Consider the following 21,999-nt stretch of genomic DNA (forward strand, 5'->3'; position numbering starts at 1 on the left):
CGGTATTACCTGTCCAAGCCGATTTATCCCCCGCAGCCCACCCATTAATCTGTGCCCATGTTGAACGCAACGCCCAACCAACCTAAACAAAAAAGGATTCAACCATGAGCACTGCAACCTACAACCGCTTGAACAAAGACGACGCCATCGTACTGCTGGTCGACCACCAGACCGGCCTGATCTCCCTGGTCCAGGACTTCTCGCCCAACGAGTTCAAGAACAACGTGCTGGCCCTGGCCGACCTGGCGAAGTTCTTCAACCTGCCGACGATCCTCACCACCAGCTTCGAGCAAGGCCCCAATGGCCCGCTGGTGCCAGAGTTGAAAGCGATGTTCCCGGACGCGCCGTATATCGCTCGCCCTGGTCAGATCAACGCGTGGGACAACGAAGACTTCGTCAAGGCAATCAAGGCCACCGGCCGCAAGCAGATCATCATCGCCGGCGTGGTCACGGATGTGTGCGTAGCGTTCCCGACCTTGTCGGCGCTGGCGGAAGGGTTTGAGGTGTTTGTGGTGACCGATGCTTCCGGCACCTTCAACACCACGGTGCAGCAGGCCGCATGGAGCCGTATGACACAGGCCGGTGCACAGTTGATGAACTGGTTCTCGGTAGCGTGTGAGTTGCAGGGCGACTGGCGCAACGACATTGAAGGCCTGGGGAATCTGTTGTCGCAGCGTATTCCGAACTATCGCAACTTGATGAATGGTTATGCGGCGCTGACGGCTCATCAGCAATAAGTCAGCCGAGATTCGCGACAAGCCTGCCCTGAAAAGCAGGCTTTCGTTGTTTCAGGCACGCCTTGAGTCTCACCTATACGCGCTGCGCCCTCACGGCACTTGCCATCGCCCGCGAGAAGCGAGTGCTGTCCACGCCAATTGCCGCGTTGCAAAGAATGCAGACGCAGCGGATGGAATTTGAAACCCCGCTAAAAGAAGTAGCGGGCACTGCTCGTCAATGAGCAAGGTCGCCATTGGAGGGAGCAATCGGCTGCGAGTTAACGCTGACTTTTACGCTTCAGTAGTAAGCCCTTTCTGATTTTTCCCGCCGTTCATCCAGCCGCTTTTTACTGCGGCAGACTCCGACGCCTTGCCCTTTGCCGAGACGTCACGGATGACCAACGCTTCCCACATTGCCTCTATCGAACATGAGCTGGATGGCTTTCATCAGAGCCTGGTGACTTATCGCCAGCAGATGGGCGCCTGGTATTCGCGGGCGCTGGATTCGATGAGCCATGCGGCAGATATGCCGTCGTTGCTGGGAATGGATCGGGTGGTGCGCGTCGGTGACTCGCAGACAACCGTGAGCATGAGCGACCCGAACTTTATCGGCAGTGTTGCCGTGTGCCCGTTGGGCGGCGAGCTGAAGATAGAGAGCAAATTCGACTCGGTGTATGACGTGCCGATTGGCGACATTCCGGTCGAGGTGATCGGGCTGGATGACGGCAGTTCCACGCGGGTCATGCTGGATGAGCATGGCAAGGGCTCACACCACTGCGCTGCGGGCGGGCGCTATCAGGTGCGGGTACAGGGCGCAGTTTCCGAGGAGCAGGTGGATGCGCTCTTCGCCTCCTACGCCGGGCTGATGGCGGACCTGGAGCGGTGGCTTCGCGAACAGTGGCAAGGCTTCAAGCCGCATTGGCAGCAGTCCACGGCCACTGCGATTGGCAGCGGCGTGCTGGCGGGCAGTTGGGCCGCGATCCGGGACGTGTGGGACAGCATCCAGCTAGTGCAGGCGATGCTTGAAGACCCGTTGAAGTACGTCGAACAGCTGGGGGCTGAAGCGGCCAAGCTCGCACAAATCGCCACCGATGCGCCCAAGGTCATGGAACAGGCGATGTTGCTCGCCAGTGATGAGGCGGCGCTGTTCCTGCTGGTGCGCACGGCGATGATCTGGTTGGACGCATTGCCGCCCAGTGAGATTGCGCAAGTGGCCGCTGGGTTTGTGGTGTCGCTGCTGATTGACCTGGTGATTGGCGCGGTGCTGACCATCGCATTGCCAGCGGCGGCTGTGGCGTATTTGAGCCTGCGGCTGGCCAGGTATGGCGCACAGATTGTCAAGGCGGCTGTAGGTTTTGTTCAGAGCGTGCTGGAGATTCTGACGAAGTTCATGCAGGCGGTGGATCGCTACAAGGCGGTAGCGGTTCGCGGCGTGGTCGGCGGGGTGAAGCAAGGCACGCTGCAGATGCGCTGGCGGGCGCGGCAGAACGCGGTGCTGAAGCAAAAAGAGCGTGTGGATGATGTGCCTGCTGTATCGACGAATCCGAAGGGCGATGCGGCGGCATCTTCGGATAAGACGGTCACCAACGGCTGCCCCGTGTCGATGGTTACCGGCGAGGAATTGCTCACTCTCACCGATGGCACGTTGGATGGGATCTTGTCGTTTGAGTGGACAAGGGTGTACCGCACCAGCGCGGTGGAAGTGGATGGCGGGTTGGGGTTTGGCTGGAGTCACTCGTTGGCGCATCGGCTTGCGGTGTCGGGTGATTCGGTGGTGTGGACCGATCATGAAAACCGCTCGACCACCCTGCCCTTGCCATCTGTTTCTCGACCCGCAATCACCAATAGCCTGGCCGAGGCGGCGATCTATTTGGGCGCTTTGCCGGATGAACTGGTGTTGGCCCAGGCGTCGCGCTTCTACCACTTTCGCGACGGCATACTGACCGCGATCAGCGATGCGTATGACAACCGTCTGCGCATTGCCCGGGATCTTTTGGGGCGCATTGAGCGGCTGGATAACGGTGTCGGGCGTTCGCTGTTCCTGCGTTATGAGTTGGGTCGCATCGTGGCGGTGGACTACCAGATCCAGCGCGCCAAGGGCCATGGCCCTTTCGAGTGGATGACTGAGCACAACGTTGTTTCCTACGCCTACGACGACACTGGCCGACTGGTCTCGGCGACCAATGCCGTCGGCGAAAGCGAGGTTTATCGGTACGACGATCAGCACGTCATTCTTGAGCGGCAGTTGGCCGGTGGCGCGAGTTTCTTTTGGGCGTGGGAACGCGCTGGCAAGGCCGCGCGCTGTGTCCGCCACTGGGCGAGCTTTTCGCAGATGGACACGCGCTATGCCTGGGATGACCACGGGCAGGTCACGGTGTTTAACGCTGATGGTAGCCAGGAAGTCTACGTGCACGACCAGCGGGCGCGCCTGGTGCAGCGCATTGATCCGGATGGTGCCGAGCATTTCAGATCCTACGACGACAAAGGCCGGCTGACGGTCGAGCAGGATCCGCTGGGCGCGGTGACGGCGTATCAGTACGACGATGCCGGACGCTTGGTGGCGGTGTTTCCGGGGGACGATGAGCCGACGTCCTACGAGCATGACAATGGGTTCGTACGGGTGGTAAGGCGTGGTGAAGCTGCCTGGAAATACGAGCGTAATGATCAGGGCGATATCGTTCGTAAGACTGATCCCGACGGCAACGTAACGGACTACAGCTACGACAAGCAGGGACAACTGACCGGGGTCTGGTTTCCCGACAACAGCTGCCATCGGCTGGTGTGGAATGAGCGTGGTCAGTTGCTGGAAGAACAACTGCCAAATGGCGGCGTCAAGCGCTACCGCTATGACGACCTCGGGCGGCAGGTGGCGCGTGAGGATGAGCATGGGGCGCTGACCGAGTATCTGTGGGACAGCGTCGGTCGATTGACTCGTGTCGTGTTGCCAGGTGGTGCGGCGCGGGAATACAGCTACAACCCCTACGGAAAGATCACCTCCGAGCGTGATGAGCTGGGGCATGTCACCCGCTACGAATATGCCGATGGCTTGCACCTGATCAGCCGGCGCATCAATGCCGATGGCAGCCAAGTCAAATACCGTTACGACAATGTTCGGCTGTTGCTGACCGAGATCGAAAACGAGGTTGGCGAGACCTACACACTCGACTATCACCTCAATGGCCTGATCCAGCAGGAAGTCGGCTTTGACGGCCAACGGACGGCTTATGCCTACGACCTCAACGGCAACCTGCAGGAAAAAACCGAGCACGGCGATGATGGCAGTCAGCTGGTTACCCGTTATGAGCGAGACCACGCTGGGAGGCTCGTAAGAAAAACCCTGCCCGACGGCAACGCTGTCGATTATGCCTACGACCGCCAAGGCAACCTCCTTAGCGTCGACGATGGCCACTGGGCGCTCGCCTACGAATACGATGCGCAAAACCGCCTCACCGCCGAACACCAGGGCTGGGGCACCTTGCGCTACGGCTACGATGCCTGCGGGCAGCTGCAACAACTGCGTCTGCCCGACAACAATCGAGTGGTGTTCAATCACGCCAAGGGCGGCCACCTGTCCACCGTCGAACTGAACGGTGAAGTCCTTAGTGCTCACCTATTCAAAGCCGGCCAGGAACACCAACGCCAACAAGGCCAGTTGATCAGCCACTACCACTACGACGACCAGCAGCGCCTGCACGCCCATGCCGTCAGTCAACAGCAGCACACCCTCTACCAACGCCAATACGACTACGACAAATCCGGCAACCTCACCCGCCTGCTCGACACCCGCAAAGGCGAACACCACTACCACTACGACCCACTAGGCCGCCTCACCCGCGCCGACCATTCCCAAGACCTGCAGGAACGCTTCGGCCACACCCCGGCCGGCACCCTGCTCATGCAAGACCGCCCCGGCCCCGACATCGTTGCCGGCAACCGCCTGATGATCCAGGGCGACCGCCACTACGACTATGACGCCTTCGGCAATCTCATCCGCGAGCGGCGTGGCAAAGGCCATCAACTCGTCACCGAATACCGCTACGACTGCCAGCATCGGCTGATAGGCCTCACCCAACCCAACGGCCAAACCGCCAGCTATCGCTATGACCCGTTTGGGCGACGCATCAGCAAAACCGTTGAAGGCATAACGACGGAGTTTTTCTGGCAAGGCGACAGGCTGATTGCCGAGCACCATGCGGATCGCCATCGCAGCTATCTCTATGAACCGGACAGCTTTCGCCCGCTGGTTTTGTTGGAAGGCTTCGGCCCAAAAGATACCAAGCCCTATCATTACCAACTCGACCACCTTGGCACGCCGCAGGAACTCACCGACCCCGACGGCGCCATCGTCTGGTCCGCGCATTACCGCGCCTACGGCCAGATCAGCCGACTCGACAAAGGCACAATCGACAACCCGCTACGTTTTCAGGGTCAGTACTTTGATCAGGAAAGCGGACTGCACTACAACCGTCATCGCTACTACAATCCGGATGTTGGTCGCTACCTGACGCCGGACCCGGTGAAGTTGGGCGGCGGGATCAATGCGTACTTGTACGCGCCCAACCCTACTGGGTGGGTGGATCCCCTGGGACTGAGCGTCTGCCCAGGTGGGGATGGATGTAAACCATCCTACAACGCTGAGAGCCCAACAAAGCACGCAAAAGCTAACAATGGCGAGCCAACGCTCCCCGCTCCCGCGTCAAAACAAGACACCACCGTCAGAGTACGGCATTACACAAGCAGAGCAGGCTCAAAAGGAATTGAAAAAACAGGAGTGATATTGGCCCAAGATAACAACAGAGTCTATCTCGAACCTGCAAAGAGCAAAGTGCTAAGTCCTAGAGATGCACAGGAAAAATATCAGATCGACAAAAGCAAAGGCCGAGATTACATTGAAACGGACGTACCTGAGTCACAATTAGAACTGGTAAAAAACCCCAGATACAGCACCATGGAACTAACCGTAAAAGGTAACCTGACATTAAACAACCCTACCTTTACGAGGAGAAAGTAATGCTAGAGCAAAATCAAAAAATAGTTCTTACCGGAAAAGAAGCACTTGACGCCCTTAAAGAAATTGAATACATACTTATATCCCTACACAAAATGGGCAGCTTTTATGCTGAAAAACCTGGCGCGCTGGAAGAGTATCGCAAAGCGACCACTGACTTTATCGATGACTGTGCCGTTACCCAACGATTGTCAAAGGTACGCACGATAATTTCTCAACACTTTGACGACTCTCTCGGCGATGACGAACTGGATGATATAGAGAGACATTTTTCCGACTTGAAATTTTGGAAACCCGATCAACCCTTGAATAAAAAAACACCTGAAACAGAAGTACCGGAAGTCTCGAAGGGAACCATTCAACAAGTAACGTGCAAGCGTAACGAATTACTGATGGTTTTTACCAACCAGCAAGATGAACTTCTACTAATCACCTTTCACAACCCCGTAGCATTCAAAGGCATTAGCGCAATTGGAACCGAAACAGATGGCCTTTTTAAAGAAGGAGACCCTACGCTTTTAGAAGACGCAAAATGCATTACCCCTCTGCAAAATACGGAAACTTATTGCTTCAAAGCAACCACGAGCAGAGAGATTATTTTTATAGTAACTTCAGAAGGATACAGCGTTGAAAAGATATGATTGAAAACGCAACAGCCTTTCCAGATCAAAAATTCAAATTTTAGCGACCACCCAACGTATGAAACACTGATCAATACTCCTAATGAGCAAACCGCTACTTACCGTTACGACCTGCTTGGAAGGTTCGCAAAAAAAATTAGCTATTTTGATGACGAGCTAATTACGGAGCTGAAATCCCAGAATATTGCCTTTGATATTCCACCCACAAATGACCACGCTTCCATTGTTAGAGAACCTAATGAAAACATACCTTTTTCAGGAAGCAAGATTGCCTGAAACAAACTGCACAAAAGCATTAAGTTTGCGGACAACCTCCCGAACTTGGCAACCTCACGACTGGCCAGGAAAATAATAAAAATCGCCGACAATAAGATAATTATTGTGGGTGATTCGGTTTGTGACGAAGCGTATTGCATAAATATCCAACACCAGAAGAAGCACTCAGAGTCTTCTCCAAAATACCACGACACACATATATTCTTCAGAGAAATCCAGATTGGATTGCTTGCATTTCATTTAAGGGAGATATCGACTTCACACTATTAAAACCCTCTACACTACAAAGCCCCATGCATTGAATGGCGCTGCCGTTTCTAAAACACTCTATACGTACAAAATATCAACCTAGTTGGACGAGAAAGCTACTGCTTTATGGTGAGCGATGCCAGGTATGTAATCTTCTATTGGTTGCTGATCGATATATGCTCCAAGAAGCATAAGTCAAAACTTCACATCACAAAAACTACAGAAAACACCGATCACCAGACTAGACCCTGAGCCGAATCCGCAGCACAATCGGCTCACCAAATGAGCTGAATAACCTCTCTATTCGGCTCACGCACCCCAGGTATTCCACCATGGCTCATCCGCACTGGATCTGGCAACACGCCGACTGGCCTCACTTCCACTGGCAACCCGGTCGCCTCGCGACTTTACTGCGCGAATGCGGACAAGCCCAAGGCAAGCTGTTGGGCATGCTCGGCTCCGTCAGCCAGGCAGTCAGCGCACAGAATGAACTGGATGCGCTGCTGCAAAATATCCTGACGTCCTCGGCGATTGAGGGTGAGCAGTTGAATGTCGGCTCAGTGCGCTCGTCCCTGGCAAGGCGGATGGGCCTGGAAGCGATGGAAGACGGTCAGGTAAGCCGCCGCAGCGAAGGCCTCGCCGAGTTGATGATGGATGCCACTCAACAATTCACCCATCCGTTTACCCTCGCCCGCCTACTGAACTGGCATCACTTATTGTTCCCGGCCCCGGAAGCGAGCTATGCCGCTCGAACGCTCAGTATTGGATCCTTGAGGGGAGATGAGCCGATGCAAGTGGTGTCGGGCCGGCTTGATCGGCCGACCGTGCATTTCGAGGCCCCGCCACGTCTGGGACTGGAGCAGGCACTGGCGGATTTCCTGGAGTGGTTCGAAACCAGCCGCGATCAGCCGGAACTGGACCCATTGGTACGCGCCGCCGTCGCGCACTTCTGGTTTGTCACACTGCACCCCTTCGATGACGGCAATGGTCGCCTGACACGCGCTATCACCGATTTGGCACTGGCCCAGGGTGAACACCAGGCCATCCGTTTCTATGCCATGTCAGCCAGCATCCTCGAAGACCGCACCGGCTACTACAACGCGCTGGAATCCAGCCAGAAGTCCTCCCTGGATATCACTGCCTGGCTGGAGTGGTTCCTTAAAACCCTGTTACGCAGCGTGCAGCAGGCCATGGCGCGGATTGACCGGGTGCTGGAAAAAAGTCGTTTCTGGCAGCAACACCGCGACCGTCCTTTGTCGGCTGAACAGATCAAGGTCCTCAATCGCCTGCTCGACAGTGGTGAGAAGGGCTTCGAACACGGCATCAGCGCGGCGCAGTACCAGGCGGTGGCAAAGGTCTCCAAGGCGACAGCGACGCGACACCTGGCGGACCTGCTGGAAAAAAACTGCCTGGTCCGCCTCCCCGGAGGCGGCCGCAGCACGCGTTATCAGGTCAATACAGGGGGCGAGTGACACCCCACTCATTTGCCCAGAATCCCCATGTCTGCTAGTGTCGCGCCGGTTTACCGTCTACAGGAATAGCCGCCATGGCCCGCAAAAAAGTTGCACTCGATTTCGAACAATCCCTCGCCGACCTGCAAACTCTGGTCGAGCGTCTGGAGAACGGCGAGCTGTCGCTGGAAGACTCGCTGACGGCGTTTGAGCAAGGTATCGGCCTGACCCGCGACTGCCAGAGCGCCTTGGCGCAGGCGGAGCAGAAGGTGCAGGTCCTGCTGGAACGTGACGGGGAGTTGGCCGAAGAACCTTTCGATGCGGAACAGCCGGAATGATCGACGCGTATCAGGCCAGTAGCCAAGCCCGGGTAAATGCGGCGCTGGAGCCCTTGTTTGTTGCGCCAAGCCCGGAAATGACGCGCCTGTATGAAGCCATGCGCTACAGCGTGATGAATGGCGGCAAGCGCGTGCGCCCGCTGCTGGCCTACGCGGCCTGCGAAGCCCTGGGGGCGCCTGCCGAAGAGGCGAATGGTGCGGCCTGTGCGGTGGAGCTGATTCACGCCTATTCCCTGGTGCATGACGATTTGCCGGCGATGGACGACGACGATCTGCGTCGCGGCCAGCCGACCACCCACAAAGCGTTCGATGAAGCCTATGCGATCCTGGCCGGCGATGGCCTGCAGAGCCTGGCGTTCAGCGCGTTGCTGGACCCGGCGCTGAGCAGCGTCAACGCCGAGATCCGGTTGCGCATGGTCACCGCCCTGGCCCACGCCGCAGGCCCGGCCGGTATGGTAGGCGGGCAGGCGATCGACATGGGTTCGGTCAGCCTCAAGCTGGACCAGCAAGCCCTCGAGCACATGCATCGCCACAAGACCGGCGCACTGATCGAAGCCGCCGTGCACCTCGGCGCCCTGGCCAGCGGGCGTGCCGAAGCCGCGCAATTGGCGGCCCTGACCACCTACTCCCGGGCCATCGGCCTGGCGTTCCAGGTGCAGGACGATATTCTCGACGTCGAAAGTGACACCGCCACCCTGGGCAAGCGCCAAGGTGCGGATATCGCACGGGACAAACCGACTTATCCTGCGTTGCTCGGCCTTGAAGCCGCCAAGGCCTATGCCCTGGAACTGCGTGACCAGGCCCTGGACGCCCTGCGACCTTTCGACGCGGCGGCCGAGCCCCTGCGCGGCCTGGCGCGGTATATCGTCGAACGCCGCCACTGATAACGGCGGCTATTGCAGCCGCATATCAGCCAAGTTCGGCGCTCTGCGTGGGCAGTTTGCGATGCTTGAGGTAAACTGCCGCCTCTTCTATACCTATAACGATTCGCCTGATGCCCACGACGTTCCAAGAGATTCCCCGCAAGCGCCCGTCCACGCCCCTGCTCGACCGTGCTGCCACGCCGGCCGGCCTGCGTCGACTGGGTGAAGCCGAGCTGGAAACCCTGGCCGATGAACTGCGCCTGGAATTGCTCTACACGGTCGGCCAGACCGGTGGGCATTTCGGTGCCGGCCTGGGCGTCATCGAGCTGACCATCGCGTTGCACTACGTGTTCGACACCCCGGACGACCGGCTGGTGTGGGACGTGGGCCACCAGGCGTATCCGCATAAAATCCTTACCGGCCGTCGCGAGCGCATGGGCACCCTGCGCCAGAAGGACGGGATCGCGGCCTTCCCGCGTCGCTCCGAGAGCGAGTACGACACCTTTGGCGTCGGCCACTCCAGCACCTCGATCAGTGCAGCGCTGGGCATGGCCATTGCCGCCCGCCTGCAAGGCAGCGACCGCAAGGCGATTGCCGTGATCGGCGACGGCGCGTTGACCGCCGGCATGGCCTTCGAGGCGCTGAACCACGCGCCCGAAGTGGACGCCAACATGCTGGTGATCCTCAACGACAACGACATGTCGATCTCGCGCAATGTCGGCGGCCTGTCCAACTACCTGGCCAAGATCCTCTCCAGCCGTACTTACGCCAGCATGCGCGAAGGCAGCAAGAAAGTGCTCTCGCGTCTGCCCGGCGCGTGGGAAATTGCCCGCCGTACCGAAGAATATGCCAAGGGCATGCTGGTCCCCGGCACCCTGTTCGAAGAGCTGGGCTGGAACTACATCGGCCCGATCGACGGCCATGACCTGCCGACCCTGATCGCCACGCTGCGCAACATGCGTGACCTCAAGGGCCCGCAGTTCCTGCACATCGTCACCAAGAAGGGCAAGGGTTTCGCCCCGGCGGAAGTCGACCCGATTGGTTACCACGCGATCACCAAGCTCGAACCCGTCGATGCACCCGCCGCCGCGCCGAAAAAAGCCAGCGGGCCGAAGTATTCCGGTGTGTTCGGCGAATGGCTGTGCGACATGGCCGCAGCCGACCCGCGCCTGGTGGGCATTACCCCGGCAATGAAGGAAGGCTCCGACCTGGTGGCCTTCAGCGAGCGTTTCCCGCTGCGCTACTTCGACGTGGCGATTGCCGAGCAGCACGCGGTGACTTTCGCCGCCGGCATGGCCTGTGAAGGCGCCAAGCCAGTGGTCGCGATCTACTCCACCTTCCTGCAGCGCGGCTATGACCAACTGGTCCACGATGTGGCGGTGCAGAACCTCGACGTGCTGTTCGCCATCGACCGCGCCGGTTTGGTCGGCGAAGACGGCCCGACGCACGCCGGCAGCTTCGATCTGTCCTACCTGCGCTGCATCCCCGGCATGCTGGTGATGACACCGAGCGACGAAAACGAATTGCGCAAGATGCTCAGCACCGGCCACCTGTACAACGGCCCGGCTGCCGTGCGCTACCCACGTGGCAACGGCCCGAATGCGGTGATCGAGAAAGACCTCGAGCCTATCGAGATCGGCAAGGGCATCGTGCGTCGCCAAGGCAGCAAGACTGCGTTCCTGGTGTTCGGCGTGCAGCTGGCCGAAGCCTTGAAAGTCGCCGATAAAATCGACGCGACCGTGGTTGACATGCGCTTCGTCAAACCCCTGGATGAAGCCCTCGTGCGCGAAATTGCCGGCAGCCACGAGCTGCTGGTGACTGTCGAAGAAAACGCCATCATGGGTGGCGCTGGTGCGGCGGTCAGCGAGTTCCTGGCGCGCGAGAACATCCTCAAGTCGGTGTTGCACCTGGGCTTGCCGGATGTGTACGTCGAACATGCCAAGCCGGCGCAGATGCTCGCTGAGTGCGGGTTGGATGAGGCCGGCATCGAAGCATCGGTGCGCGAGCGCCTGGCACTGCTCGGCCTGTAACCCCGAATCACCTGTAGGCGCTGGCTTGCCTGCGATAGCATCACCTCGGCCTCACTGAAAAACCGAGGTGCCTGCATCGCAGGCAAACCAGCACCTGCATTGGTTTCGTGCCGTGTTCAAATGCAATGGACAGCCCATGAGTCGCCTTCGCTTCGCCCTGCCCTTACTTCTCCTGCCCGCCAACGACCTGCTCGCCGATACCTTCGAGCGCGACGACGCCCTGAAACTCCCCGACGTCGTCATCAGCGCCAACCGCCAGGTCCAGGCGCGCAACGACAGCAGCGCTGCCAACACCGTATTCACCCGCGACGACATCGACCGCCTGCAGCCCACCAGCCTCACCGACCTGCTCAGCCGCGTGCCCGGCGTGCAAGTCGCGCCCACTGGTGGCCGTGGCAGCTTGCCGGGCATTTACATTCGCGGCACCAAATCCGCACAAAGCCTGGTACTGGTGGACGGCCAGCGCATCGCCAACACCACCTCCGGCGACAGCGGCCTGCAGTACTTGAATGTCGACCAGATCGAGCGGGTGGAAGTGCTGCGCGGCTCGCGCTCGGTGATCTACGGCAGCGACGCGATTGGCGGGGTGATCCAGGTGTTTACCCGGCGCAACGCCGAGCAAGGCCTGCAACCGCGCATGAAGCTCGGGTTTGGCAGCAACGGGACTTGGGAGCGCAGCCTCGGCGTATCCGGCGGCGACGAACACACGCGCTTCAACTTGGGTGCGAGCCTGGATGAAACCGCAAGCATCAATTCGACCCACCAATCGTTTCTCAGCGATGGCGATCATGATGCCTACCGCAATCAGTCCCTCAGCCTGAACCTCAGCCACGCGTTCAGCGACACGCTGGAGGCGGGTTTCAACCTGTTGGATAACCGCGGTAAATCGGAGTACGACAACAGCTTCGGCCGCTACGACGTCGCGACTCGCCAGACCGTTGGGCAAAAGCCCTACACCGATTACACCGTCAGCAGCGCCAGCGGCTATGTCGACGCCACGCTCAATCAGCACTGGCAATCGCGCCTGGAGCTGGGCCACAGCGAAAATCGCGATACCAAGCGCGATACCCTCAGCGATGATTCCAGTGTGTTCAACACCTATCGCGACTCGGTCAATTGGCAGAACGACCTGACGCTCAATGAGCAAAACAGCCTGATCCTCGGCGGCGACTGGTACGAAGACCGCTTCCACGGCTCCACCACCTTTACCGAAAACAGCCGCTGGAACCGTGCCGCCTTTGTGCAGCATCGCTTTCGCGGGGAGTGGTTTTCCACCGAGCTGGGCCTGCGCCGCGACCAGAACCAGCAGTTCGGCAGCCAGAACAGCTGGAGCGGCACCCTGACCGTGCCGGTCAACCCCGACAATGACCTGCTGCTGAGCTACAGCGAAGGCTTCCGTGCGCCGACTTTCAACGACCTGTACTACCCGCAGACGCAATACAGCAACCCCGACCTGCAACCCGAAACCTCCAAGAGCTACGAGCTGCAATGGCGCAGCCAACTGACTGACAGCACACGCCTGGAAGCCTCGCTGTACCGCACCGACTTGAGCGATGCGATTATCCTCGATCGCACCGGCAAGCCGCAGAACGTGGCGTCGGCGCGCATCAACGGGTTTGAAGCGGCGCTCAAGCAGGACCTGTTCGGCTGGCAAGGCAACCTTGGCCTCGCGGTCATCGACCCGCGCGACCGCGACAGCGGCCACACCCTGGCCCGCCGGGCGCGGCGTACAGTGAGCCTGGACCTGGATCGTCAATTCGATAAGTTGGGCCTGGGTGCCAGCTGGCAGGCGATCAGCAGCAGCTACGACGATGAAGACAATCGCAATCGCCTGGGCGGTTATGCGCTGCTGGGGCTGCGCAGCAGTTGGGCATTGAACCGTGAAGTGTTGCTGTCGGTGAAGGTCGATAACCTGCTGGACAAGACGTACGCCCGCGCGATGTACAGCTACAACGACCCGGCGTTCCTGAACAATCACGATTATCGCGAAGAAGGCCGGGTGTGGATGTTTGGGGTGACCTGGACGCCTGAGATGTGAGGCGTCTGTGCAGGCCTCACCGCCGGCAAGCCAGCGCCTGCGACGGGAATGCGCTCACCCTCTAGCAGCCGGCTTGCCGGCGATAGCGGTCTCACCGGCTCGGCGCAATCACCTCACACAACCGCCCCACCGCCTCCAGCATCTGCCCGCTGGGCCGCTCCAAGCCTTTATCCGGCACCACGCGCACCCGTCCTGCCATCGCCGGCCAGACCTTCCAGGCCTGCAGCTGAGCCGGATCACCCACCAGGATCATCTCGGGATCACGCTGCAACACTGACTCGATGCTGACCTGCGGCGCGGGCAGCTTGAGATCGTCGAACACATTGCGCGCGCCGCACACATTCAACGCATCACTGATGATCTGCCCGCCGCCCACGGTGTACAGCGGCTGGTCCCACACCTGGTAAAACACCCGCAATGGCTCGGCACGTTGATAGCGCTGGCGCAATTCGGCCAGGCGTTGGCGCAACTGCACAGCCAATTGTCGGCCGGCCTCGGCGCGGCCCAGCTGTTCGGCAATCGTCTGGACCTGGGTAGTGAGTTGCTCGAGGCTGTGCGGTTCGGCGACGAAAACCGGGATGTTCAGGCGCTGCAGCTGCTCGCGCTGGGCCGGGCCGACGCTGCCGGGCCAGAGCAGGATCAGGTCGGGCTTGAGGCTGAGCAGGCGCTCCATGTCCAACTGGCCGTACTTGCCAACCGACGGCACGTTGGCCAGCGCTTCCGGGCGCTCACCGCCATCGAGCACGCCGACCAGCAGGTCGGCAGCGCCCAGTTCAGCCACGATTTCAGACAAGGATGGCGCCAGGCTCACCACGCGCTCGGCTGCCCACGCCGGGGCACTCAGCGCCAGCAGCAGGACCGCCAGCCAGTGGCGCTTCATCCCAGTTGACGGGGAATGCGGTAGAGGTAAAAGAGCACCAGGGTCGACAGCGCCAGCAGAAACAGCGGCACCGCTTCCAGGCCGACGAACACCGCCAGCGCACCGATCCATGCGGGTATGGCAGCCACCAGCAACGCCGTGCGCCGGCGAGCCGCGAGGGTGATCCAGGCAGCCGGTTCTTCAGCGGTATCGAGGGCTTTGGCGGTGGCGATCAGCGCGTGTTTATAGCCGTGAAAGTAGCGCAGGCTGAGGAACATCGAGGCCACGCCGGCGATAAAGAATGGCATCGCCAGCACCGGCAGCAGGGACTCGGCCTGGCCAAACACCAGGTTGATCACGAACAGCGGGAGCAGCGCCAGGGCCAGGTACTGCCACCAGTTGAAGGACAGTCGCCGTTTCACCTGGCCGCGGGTCACGCGCGATCAACCTCGCCCTGATGCTCGTTGCCCATCATATGGTCGAGCTTGCTGGCCTTGGTCGCGAGGTAGAGCTTGTTATGCGGGTTGTGCCCGGTGTGCAGCGGCACGCGTTCGGCCACAGTGATGCCCATCTCGGTCAAGGCCTTGACCTTGCGCGGGTTGTTGGTCATCAGGCGCAGGGATTTGACGCCCAAGTGCTCGAGCATCGGCAGGCAGATCGCGTAGTCACGCTGGTCGGCGGCGAAGCCCAGGCGCTCGTTGGCCTCGACGGTATCGGCGCCGCCATCCTGCAGCTCGTAGGCGCGGATCTTGTTCAGCAAGCCAATGCCACGGCCTTCCTGACGCAGGTACAGCAGCACGCCACGACCTTCACGGGCGATAGCCTGCAGCGCGGCTTCCAGTTGCGAACCGCAGTCGCAGCGCTGGCTGAACAGCGCGTCACCGGTCAGGCATTCGGAGTGCACGCGCCCCAGAACCGGCGCGCCATCAGCGATATCCCCCAGGCTGAGCACAACGTGCTCGCGACCGGTGGCTTCTTCGAGAAAGCCGTTCATGGTGAACGTGGCAAAAGGGGTAGGCAGCTTGGAAGCAGCGACGAAAACGACGGGCACCGTGTGCTCCTGATTTCAGTTTTTACAGTGGCGGCCATTGTAACAGCAGGTTCCTACAGACGCTTAAGCTGAATTATCGCTGATAAAGATCAATCGGTTCGATTGGCCTTCATCCCGGTTCTATGCCAGTCAGAACGGATACGGCTGTTTCCAGCGCTCGAAAATCGGCTTCAGCTCGGCATTTTTCACCAGGGTCGCCATGCGCTGGTCGAACAGTGCCATTAACCCCCGTCCACGCTCGTTGTCGGCAAACCCGACATACAACGGCAGTTCGGCAATATGCGTCAGCCTGAAGCGCGCCGGGTCGTCGGCCTGCTTGAGGACGTAGGAAACTTCGGTCAGGGCATCGATGTAGAAGTCGGCCCGGCCGTGCTGCAGCATCGGCAGAATGCCGTCGCGCCGCTGGATCTGGTCGAAACGGTGCACATTGGGCAAGTACTCCTCGTACTTGTAGCCGCGTACCCAGGCCAGGCGGTAATTGCCGAGGGTGGCCACGGTCGGCGTCGCGGTGCTGGCCAGACCGAGCGCGTAGATATGATCGGAATCGAAGTTCCAGTGCGGGTACAACACACCCTGGGCTTCTTCGCGATAGGAACCGACCCAGCCATCCACCTCGCCACGCTGGGTCAGGCCGACCGAACGGGTATAAGGCACGGTGCGGATCTGCAGCCTGATCCCCGCAGGCTCGAACACCTGACGCAGCACATCCCAGGCCAGGCCGCTGCCGTCAGCGTTGGTGTAGTCGTCCCAGGCCTCACTGGCCAGCAGCACCTTGCCGGGCACCACCGGCACTTCCCGCGCCAGGGTGGGCGCCGCGACAGCACACAGCAGTATCAGCAGCCAGCGGCGCACATCCATGGTGACGACCTCCTGCAAAGCCTTGCATCCGTGATAACGCTATAGAGGGTAGCGCAGCTCGCCGACTCAGGGCGCCTCGCGAAAATGCTGATAGCCGCGAACGGCCGGGGTGATGTCCTGCCCGGCAGCATCCAGCAGCGTCACGCCCTGCCCCGCCTCGACCCGGCCGATCACATGGATCGGCCAGCCGCCGGCCAGCAGCGGCGCCAACTCGACAGGCGGCAGGGTGAACGCCAGGACATAATCGTCGCCGCCGCTCAAGGCCGCCACGCGCGCGGCGTCATCACCGACAAACGCCAGCAGCGGCGCCGACAACGGCAACCGCTCGCGCTCGATCAATAGGCTGACGGCCGATGCCTTGGCGATATGCCCGCAATCGGCCAGCAACCCGTCGGAGATATCCATCGCGGACGTAGCCTTGCCACGCAGCGCCAGCCCCAGCGCCAACTGCGGCTGCGGCGACCAGTAATGGGCCAGCAGCGGATCGGCGATGGCCGCGTCGGCGCTGCGCTGCCCCAGGACCAGCGGCAAGGCACCGGCGGCATTGCCGAGCTCACCGCCCACGCACAGCAGGTCGCCCGGCTGCGCACCGCTGCGGGTCAGCGCCTGCCCGGCGGGTACACGACCAAACACGGTCAGGGTCAGGCTCAACGGCCCGCGTGTGGTGTCGCCGCCCACCAGGCCCACACCGCAGCGCTGCGCCATGGCGTTCAAACCCTGGGCATAGCGTTGCAGCCAATCGGCATCGACCGTCGGTGTCGTCAGGGCAAGGGTAAACGCGAGGGGATGGGCGCCCATGGCGGCCAGGTCGCTCACCGCCACGGCCAGCGAGCGCTGGCCGAGCAGGAACGGGTCACAGGGGTCGGCAAAGTGCACGCCGGCCACTAACGTATCGGTGGAGATTGCCAACTGCTCCCCGGCAGGGAGCGCCAGCAGGGCGCAGTCATCGCCAATCCCCAGGGCAATGCCTTCGCCGCCCTGCGCACACGGCGCGGCGGCGAAGTAGGTGTGGATCAGCTCAAACTCACCCATGGGAACTCAAGCGCGGCTTAGCGCTTGTGTTCCTTCACTTCGGCTTCGCGCAGGCGCGGGGCCAGCTTGTCGAGCACGCCGTTGACGAACTTGTGGCCGTCGGTCGAACCGTAGACTTTCGCCAGCTCGATCCCTTCGTTGATCACCACGCGGTACGGCACGTCGACGCGCTTGAGCAGTTCCCAGGTGGACAGGCGCATGACGCACAGTTCAACCGGGTCCAGTTCCTCGATGGTCAGGTCCAGGCAAGGTGCCAGGGCCGTATCGATCTCGGTCAGGTTGGCGTGGACGCCGTGCAGGATGTCGTGGAAGTAGCTCTGGTCGGCGAACGTAAAGTCGTTGTCGACACGAAACTGTGCCTCGATTTCGTTCAGCGAAGCGCCTGCCAGGTGACGCTGGTACAGCGCCTGGGTCGCGAGCTGACGCGCCTTGCGACGCTTCTCGCTCTTGGAGGGCTTGCCGGCATCCGCAGGACGTGGCTCCTGAGGGTTGAACTGATCGCTCTCGTCGGAAATCACTTGGCCTCCAACTGCGACAGCAGGCTGACCATTTCCAGGGCGGACAGGGCAGCTTCAGCGCCTTTGTTACCGGCCTTGGTGCCGGAACGCTCGATGGCTTGCTCGATGGAATCCACGGTCAGCACGCCAAACGCAACCGGCACGCCGAACTCCATGGACACCTGGGCCAGGCCCTTGGTGCATTCGCCAGCCACGTATTCGAAGTGCGGAGTACCGCCACGAATGACCGCGCCCAGGGCGATGATCGCCGCGTATTCACCCTGTTGTGCAACTTTTTGCGCAACCAGTGGAATTTCGAAGGCGCCAGGCGCACGGATGATAGTGATGTCGCTCTCGCTCACACCGTGGCGAACCAGGGCGTCCACGGCACCGCTTACCAGGCTTTCAACCACGAAGCTGTTGAAGCGGCCAACCACCAGGGCATAGCGGCCTTTGGGGGCGATGAAGGTACCTTCGATGGTCTTCAGGGTCATTCGACAAATCTCTTAAAGAGCCGGGACGCGAAAAGTGCGTCCCTCAGTGATGATTTAACCGCGAACAAGGGGCAGGAATCGCCGGCCTTTATTCGGAGGGCACGTATTCTACAACTTCCAGGTCGAAACCGGATATCGCATTAAATTTCATTGGCGCACTCATCAGGCGCATTTTGCGCACACCGAGGTCGCGCAGGATCTGCGAACCGGCGCCGACGATGCTGTAGGTGGTCGGCGTCTTGACCTGGGCATGCTCGGCGGTTTCGCGAATATGCGCGAGCAGGACGTCGCCATCCACCGGGTTGCCGAGCAACAGCACCACACCACTGCCAGCCTCGGAAACCGCAGCCATGGCGGCGCGCAGGCTCCAGCGACCCGGTTGCTTGACCATCAGCAGGTCGCGCAGCGGGTCCATGTTGTGCACCCGCACCAGGGTCGGTTCGTCGGCGCAGATGGTGCCCAGGGTCAGGGCCATGTGCACGTCGCCTGCAACCGAATCACGGTAGGTCACCAGGTTGAATTGGCCCAGTTCGCTGTCCAGCGGCTGCTCGGCAATCCGCTGAACGGTACGTTCGTGGATCATGCGGTAGTGAATCAGGTCGGCAATCGTGCCGATCTTGATGCCGTGTTCAGCGGCGAAGGCTTCGAGTTCGGCGCGACGGGCCATGGTGCCGTCGTCGTTCATCACTTCGCAGATCACCCCGCTCGGCTCGAAACCGGCCATGCGCGCCAGGTCGCAGGCCGCCTCGGTGTGGCCGGCGCGCGCCAGGGTGCCGCCCGGCTGGGCCATCAGCGGGAAGATATGGCCGGGGCTGACAATGTCTTCAGCCTTGGCATCTTTCGCGGCAGCCGCTTGCACGGTGCGCGCGCGGTCGGCGGCGGAGATACCGGTGGTGACGCCGGTGGTCGCTTCAATCGACACGGTGAACTTGGTGCCGAAGCCCGACCCATTGCGCGGCGCCATCAACGGCAGCTTGAGCAGTTCGCAGCGCTCACGGCTCATGGGCATGCAGATCAGCCCACGGGCGTGCTTGGCCATGAAGTTGATGTGCTCGGGCTTGCAGGCCTCGGCGGCCATGATGATGTCGCCTTCGTTCTCGCGGTCTTCGTCATCCATCAGGATGACCATCTTGCCTTGGCGGATGTCTTCAACCAGTTCTTCGATGCTATTGAGCGCCACGCGGCACCCCCTTGGTCAGGATTTCAGGTAGCCGTTAGCGGCCAGAAAACTTTCAGTGATGTTCCCGGCAGTTGGCTCTGCGGCCTTATCGCCCAACAACAGGCGCTCCAGGTAACGGGCAAGCAAGTCGACTTCCAGGTTCACCCGGCGACCCGGCTGGTAGGACGCCATGATGGTTTCGCTGAGGGTGTGGGGAATAATCGTCAGTTCGAATTCGGCGCCATTCACGGCGTTCACGGTCAGGCTGGTGCCATCGACGGTGATCGAGCCTTTGTGGGCGATGTACTTGGCCAGTTCTTTCGGCGCGCGGATGCGAAACTCCACGGCACGCGCATTTTCGCTGCGGGCAACCACTTCGCCGACGCCGTCGACGTGGCCGCTGACCAGATGGCCACCGAGGCGGGTGGTCGGGGTCAGGGCTTTTTCCAGATTGACCGGGCTGCCGGCCTTCAGGTCGTTCATCGCGGTGCAGTCCAGGGTTTCCCGACTGACATCGGCGGCAAAGCCGTTGCCCGGCAGTTCGATGACGGTCAGGCACACGCCGCTGACGGCGATGCTGTCGCCCAGCTTGACGTCGCCGAGGTCGAGCTTGCCGGTTTCAACCAGCAGGCGCACGTCGCCGCCTTTGGGGGTCATGGCGCGGATGCTGCCGATGGATTCGATAATGCCGGTGAACATGGCCTTCTCCTGGAAAACGGTGCGGGCACTTGAGCGCCCGGTCAGAATTATACGCTCGCGGGTGGAAGCGGGACGGCAGTGACTCGCCAGTCGTCGCCTACCGCGCGCATTTCAGTGATCTTGAGTTGGGGGGCGTCGGCCAGTTTCTCAAGCGGCCAGTCCAGCAAAGGCCGCGCGGCGGAGCCGAGGAACTTGCCGGCGACGAAAATCACATACTCGTCGACCAGCCCCTGCTGGGCAAACGCACCGGCCAGGCTTGGGCCGGCCTCCACCAACACTTCGTTGACGCCACGGGCGGCCAGCGCCACCAGTGCCGAGCGCAGGTCGACCTGGCCGTCCACGCCCGGCACCACCAGGCACTCGGGTCCGCGCGGAAACTGGTTTTCCGGGGTCACGCAGGTGATCACCAGCGCGGGGCCCGCCTTGAAGAATGGCGCATTGAGCGGCACCCGCAGGCGCCCGTCGATCAACACGCGCAGCGGTGGGCGCGACAGGGCGAGTGCCGTAGTGTCCGCATCCAGGCCCAGCTCGGCGGCGCGCACGGTCAGGCGGGCGCCGTCGGCCAGCACTGTGTCGGCGCCGGTCAGCACCACGCTGGCCTCGGCGCGCAGACGCTGCACGGCGGCGCGGGCAGCCGGGCCGGTGATCCATTGGCTCTCGCCGCTGGCCATCGCGGTGCGACCGTCGAGGCTCATCGCCAGCTTGACCCGCACAAAGGGCAGGCCATGCTCCATGCGCTTGAGAAACCCAGGGTTCAGCGCACGCGCCTGTGCCTCGAGCACACCGCTGAGCACCTCGATACCCGCCTGAGCCAGGCGCTGCATGCCCCGCCCGGCCACTTCCGGGTTCGGGTCCTGCATCCCGGCGACCACCCGCGCGACGCCGGCGCTCACCAGTGCATCGGCACACGGCGGCGTGCGGCCATGGTGGCTGCAAGGTTCGAGGGTCACGTACACGGTGGCGCCGCGTGCCTTGTCACCGGCGGCGCGCAGGGCGTTGGGCTCGGCATGCGGTTCGCCGGTGCGTTCATGCCAGCCTTCGCCGACCACCTGCCCATCGCGCACAATCACGCAGCCGACCCGAGGATTGGGATGGGTGGTGTACAGGCCCTTGCGCGCCAATTCGAGGGCGCGGGCCATGTAATGGGCGTCGAGGACGGCCTGTTCAGCAGAAGGTGGGTTCATTCTTTGACCGGCTCACGGGCCAGGCGGTCGATCTCTTCGCGGAACTCATTGAGGTCCTGGAAGCGTCGATACACCGAAGCGAAACGGATATAGGCGACTTCGTCGAGCTTTTGCAGCTCGCCCATCACCAGCTCTCCAACCACCAGGCTCTTGACCTCGCGCTCGCCGGTCGCACGCAGCTTGTGCTTGATATGCACCAGCGCCGCTTCCAGCCGCTCGACACTCACCGGGCGTTTTTCCAGGGCGCGCTGCATACCGGCGCGCAGTTTTTCTTCGTCGAAGGGCTGGCGGCTGCCGTCGGACTTGATCAGCCGTGGCAACACCAGTTCGGCGGTTTCAAAGGTGGTGAAACGTTCACCGCAGGCCAGGCATTCGCGCCGGCGACGCACTTGATCGCCCTCGGCGACCAGACGCGAGTCAATGACCTTGGTGTCGTTGGCACCGCAGAAGGGACAGTGCATGGTGGCAGGCAACAAAAAAAGGGAGGGCCATGGTAGCGCATCCCCGTGGCAAGACAAGCCATAGCCTTTACGGTATATAGGCTGACTATTATGTT

General features: G+C 61.1%; 20 protein-coding genes. 9 read left to right on the forward strand and 11 right to left on the reverse strand.

Annotation, left to right across the window (positions count from 1 at the left end; translation table 11 throughout):
- Positions 1–104: 104 nt before the first annotated feature.
- The 9 genes from ycaC to QMX97_RS14380 all read left to right on the forward strand — a co-directional run bounded on the left by ycaC (position 105) and on the right by QMX97_RS14380 (position 13,610).
- Positions 105–737, forward strand: coding sequence for an isochorismate family cysteine hydrolase YcaC (gene ycaC / locus QMX97_RS14340; protein WP_065909998.1), 633 nt, complete (start codon positions 105–107; stop codon positions 735–737).
- Between the two features lie 373 nt (positions 738–1,110).
- Complete coding sequence (locus tag QMX97_RS14345; protein WP_282397119.1) at positions 1,111–5,727, forward strand: RHS repeat-associated core domain-containing protein; 4,617 nt, start codon at positions 1,111–1,113, stop codon at positions 5,725–5,727.
- Entirely contained in the window at positions 5,727–6,365 is a 639-nt protein-coding gene (locus QMX97_RS14350) for a hypothetical protein (protein WP_065909991.1), read from the forward strand. The genes QMX97_RS14345 and QMX97_RS14350 overlap by 1 nt, the downstream gene beginning before the upstream one ends.
- Entirely contained in the window at positions 6,366–6,641 is a 276-nt protein-coding gene (locus tag QMX97_RS14355; RefSeq protein WP_162946135.1) for a hypothetical protein, read from the forward strand.
- Between the two features lie 581 nt (positions 6,642–7,222).
- Positions 7,223–8,362, forward strand: a complete 1,140-nt coding sequence (locus tag QMX97_RS14360) for a Fic family protein (protein WP_282397120.1) — start codon at positions 7,223–7,225, stop codon at positions 8,360–8,362.
- A gap of 74 nt (positions 8,363–8,436) precedes the next feature.
- Entirely contained in the window at positions 8,437–8,679 is a 243-nt protein-coding gene (locus QMX97_RS14365; RefSeq protein ID WP_003176346.1) for an exodeoxyribonuclease VII small subunit, read from the forward strand.
- Positions 8,676–9,563 carry a (2E,6E)-farnesyl diphosphate synthase gene (gene ispA, locus QMX97_RS14370; RefSeq protein WP_065909986.1) on the forward strand — a complete coding sequence of 296 codons (888 nt, stop codon included), beginning with the start codon at positions 8,676–8,678 and terminating at the stop codon, positions 9,561–9,563. The genes QMX97_RS14365 and ispA overlap by 4 nt, the downstream gene beginning before the upstream one ends.
- 110 nt (positions 9,564–9,673) lie before the next feature.
- Positions 9,674–11,572 (forward strand): 1-deoxy-D-xylulose-5-phosphate synthase, encoded by a 1,899-nt coding sequence (dxs, locus tag QMX97_RS14375; protein ID WP_282397121.1) that lies wholly within the window; start codon positions 9,674–9,676, stop codon positions 11,570–11,572.
- Positions 11,573–11,708: 136 nt separating this feature from the next.
- Positions 11,709–13,610, forward strand: coding sequence for a TonB-dependent receptor (locus QMX97_RS14380; protein WP_282397122.1), 1,902 nt, complete (start codon positions 11,709–11,711; stop codon positions 13,608–13,610).
- Between the two features lie 91 nt (positions 13,611–13,701).
- Here the strand turns inward: QMX97_RS14380 and QMX97_RS14385 are convergent, their stop codons facing one another.
- The 11 genes from QMX97_RS14385 to nrdR all read right to left on the reverse strand — a co-directional run bounded on the left by QMX97_RS14385 (position 13,702) and on the right by nrdR (position 21,904).
- On the reverse strand, positions 13,702–14,490 hold the full coding sequence (locus QMX97_RS14385; RefSeq protein ID WP_106802514.1) for a cobalamin-binding protein: 789 nt from the start codon (positions 14,488–14,490) through the stop codon (positions 13,702–13,704).
- Positions 14,487–14,906: an MFS transporter gene (locus tag QMX97_RS14390; protein WP_065909981.1), complete on the reverse strand. Its 420-nt coding sequence runs from the start codon at positions 14,904–14,906 to the stop codon at positions 14,487–14,489. Before QMX97_RS14390 ends, QMX97_RS14385 begins: the two co-directional genes overlap by 4 nt.
- Positions 14,903–15,520 carry a GTP cyclohydrolase II gene (ribA, locus tag QMX97_RS14395; RefSeq protein ID WP_065909979.1) on the reverse strand — a complete coding sequence of 206 codons (618 nt, stop codon included), beginning with the start codon at positions 15,518–15,520 and terminating at the stop codon, positions 14,903–14,905. The genes QMX97_RS14390 and ribA overlap by 4 nt, the downstream gene beginning before the upstream one ends.
- A gap of 129 nt (positions 15,521–15,649) precedes the next feature.
- Positions 15,650–16,378 carry a transporter substrate-binding domain-containing protein gene (locus tag QMX97_RS14400; RefSeq protein ID WP_282397123.1) on the reverse strand — a complete coding sequence of 243 codons (729 nt, stop codon included), beginning with the start codon at positions 16,376–16,378 and terminating at the stop codon, positions 15,650–15,652.
- Between the two features lie 66 nt (positions 16,379–16,444).
- On the reverse strand, positions 16,445–17,410 hold the full coding sequence (thiL, locus tag QMX97_RS14405; protein ID WP_106802512.1) for a thiamine-phosphate kinase: 966 nt from the start codon (positions 17,408–17,410) through the stop codon (positions 16,445–16,447).
- A 17-nt stretch (positions 17,411–17,427) separates the two neighbouring features.
- A complete protein-coding gene (nusB, locus tag QMX97_RS14410) occupies positions 17,428–17,928 on the reverse strand; it encodes a transcription antitermination factor NusB (protein WP_044269051.1) in 501 nt (166 codons plus the stop codon).
- A complete protein-coding gene (gene ribE / locus QMX97_RS14415; RefSeq protein WP_003176356.1) occupies positions 17,925–18,401 on the reverse strand; it encodes a 6,7-dimethyl-8-ribityllumazine synthase in 477 nt (158 codons plus the stop codon). Before ribE ends, nusB begins: the two co-directional genes overlap by 4 nt.
- A gap of 88 nt (positions 18,402–18,489) precedes the next feature.
- Positions 18,490–19,581: a bifunctional 3,4-dihydroxy-2-butanone-4-phosphate synthase/GTP cyclohydrolase II gene (gene ribBA, locus QMX97_RS14420; RefSeq protein ID WP_065909973.1), complete on the reverse strand. Its 1,092-nt coding sequence runs from the start codon at positions 19,579–19,581 to the stop codon at positions 18,490–18,492.
- 15 nt (positions 19,582–19,596) lie between these two features.
- Positions 19,597–20,259, reverse strand: a complete 663-nt coding sequence (locus QMX97_RS14425) for a riboflavin synthase (protein WP_065909971.1) — start codon at positions 20,257–20,259, stop codon at positions 19,597–19,599.
- 47 nt (positions 20,260–20,306) lie between these two features.
- Positions 20,307–21,443: a bifunctional diaminohydroxyphosphoribosylaminopyrimidine deaminase/5-amino-6-(5-phosphoribosylamino)uracil reductase RibD gene (gene ribD, locus QMX97_RS14430; protein WP_282397124.1), complete on the reverse strand. Its 1,137-nt coding sequence runs from the start codon at positions 21,441–21,443 to the stop codon at positions 20,307–20,309.
- Positions 21,440–21,904, reverse strand: coding sequence for a transcriptional regulator NrdR (gene nrdR, locus QMX97_RS14435; protein ID WP_016978538.1), 465 nt, complete (start codon positions 21,902–21,904; stop codon positions 21,440–21,442). The genes ribD and nrdR overlap by 4 nt, the downstream gene beginning before the upstream one ends.
- Between the last annotated feature and the right edge of the window lie 95 nt (positions 21,905–21,999).

The organism is Pseudomonas sp. PS01298 (assembly GCF_029959745.1).
Taxonomy (GTDB): domain Bacteria; phylum Pseudomonadota; class Gammaproteobacteria; order Pseudomonadales; family Pseudomonadaceae; genus Aquipseudomonas; species Aquipseudomonas aylmerensis.

Excerpts from the sequence above, each read along its gene's own strand:
- dxs (WP_282397121.1), top strand. The coding sequence starts at position 9,674 with ATGCCCACGACGTTCCAAGAGATTCCCCGCAAGCGCCCGTCCACGCCC.
- QMX97_RS14365 (WP_003176346.1), top strand. The coding sequence starts at position 8,437 with ATGGCCCGCAAAAAAGTTGCACTCGATTTCGAACAATCCCTCGCCGAC.
- QMX97_RS14425 (WP_065909971.1), bottom strand. The coding sequence starts at position 20,259 with ATGTTCACCGGCATTATCGAATCCATCGGCAGCATCCGCGCCATGACC.
- thiL (WP_106802512.1), bottom strand. The coding sequence starts at position 17,410 with ATGGGTGAGTTTGAGCTGATCCACACCTACTTCGCCGCCGCGCCGTGT.
- QMX97_RS14400 (WP_282397123.1), bottom strand. The coding sequence starts at position 16,378 with ATGGATGTGCGCCGCTGGCTGCTGATACTGCTGTGTGCTGTCGCGGCG.
- QMX97_RS14360 (WP_282397120.1), top strand. The coding sequence starts at position 7,223 with ATGGCTCATCCGCACTGGATCTGGCAACACGCCGACTGGCCTCACTTC.
- ycaC (WP_065909998.1), top strand. The coding sequence starts at position 105 with ATGAGCACTGCAACCTACAACCGCTTGAACAAAGACGACGCCATCGTA.
- ispA (WP_065909986.1), top strand. The coding sequence starts at position 8,676 with ATGATCGACGCGTATCAGGCCAGTAGCCAAGCCCGGGTAAATGCGGCG.
- ribE (WP_003176356.1), bottom strand. The coding sequence starts at position 18,401 with ATGACCCTGAAGACCATCGAAGGTACCTTCATCGCCCCCAAAGGCCGC.
- QMX97_RS14385 (WP_106802514.1), bottom strand. The coding sequence starts at position 14,490 with ATGAAGCGCCACTGGCTGGCGGTCCTGCTGCTGGCGCTGAGTGCCCCG.
- QMX97_RS14350 (WP_065909991.1), top strand. The coding sequence starts at position 5,727 with ATGCTAGAGCAAAATCAAAAAATAGTTCTTACCGGAAAAGAAGCACTT.
- QMX97_RS14380 (WP_282397122.1), top strand. The coding sequence starts at position 11,709 with ATGAGTCGCCTTCGCTTCGCCCTGCCCTTACTTCTCCTGCCCGCCAAC.
- ribD (WP_282397124.1), bottom strand. The coding sequence starts at position 21,443 with ATGAACCCACCTTCTGCTGAACAGGCCGTCCTCGACGCCCATTACATG.
- nrdR (WP_016978538.1), bottom strand. The coding sequence starts at position 21,904 with ATGCACTGTCCCTTCTGCGGTGCCAACGACACCAAGGTCATTGACTCG.
- QMX97_RS14345 (WP_282397119.1), top strand. The coding sequence starts at position 1,111 with ATGACCAACGCTTCCCACATTGCCTCTATCGAACATGAGCTGGATGGC.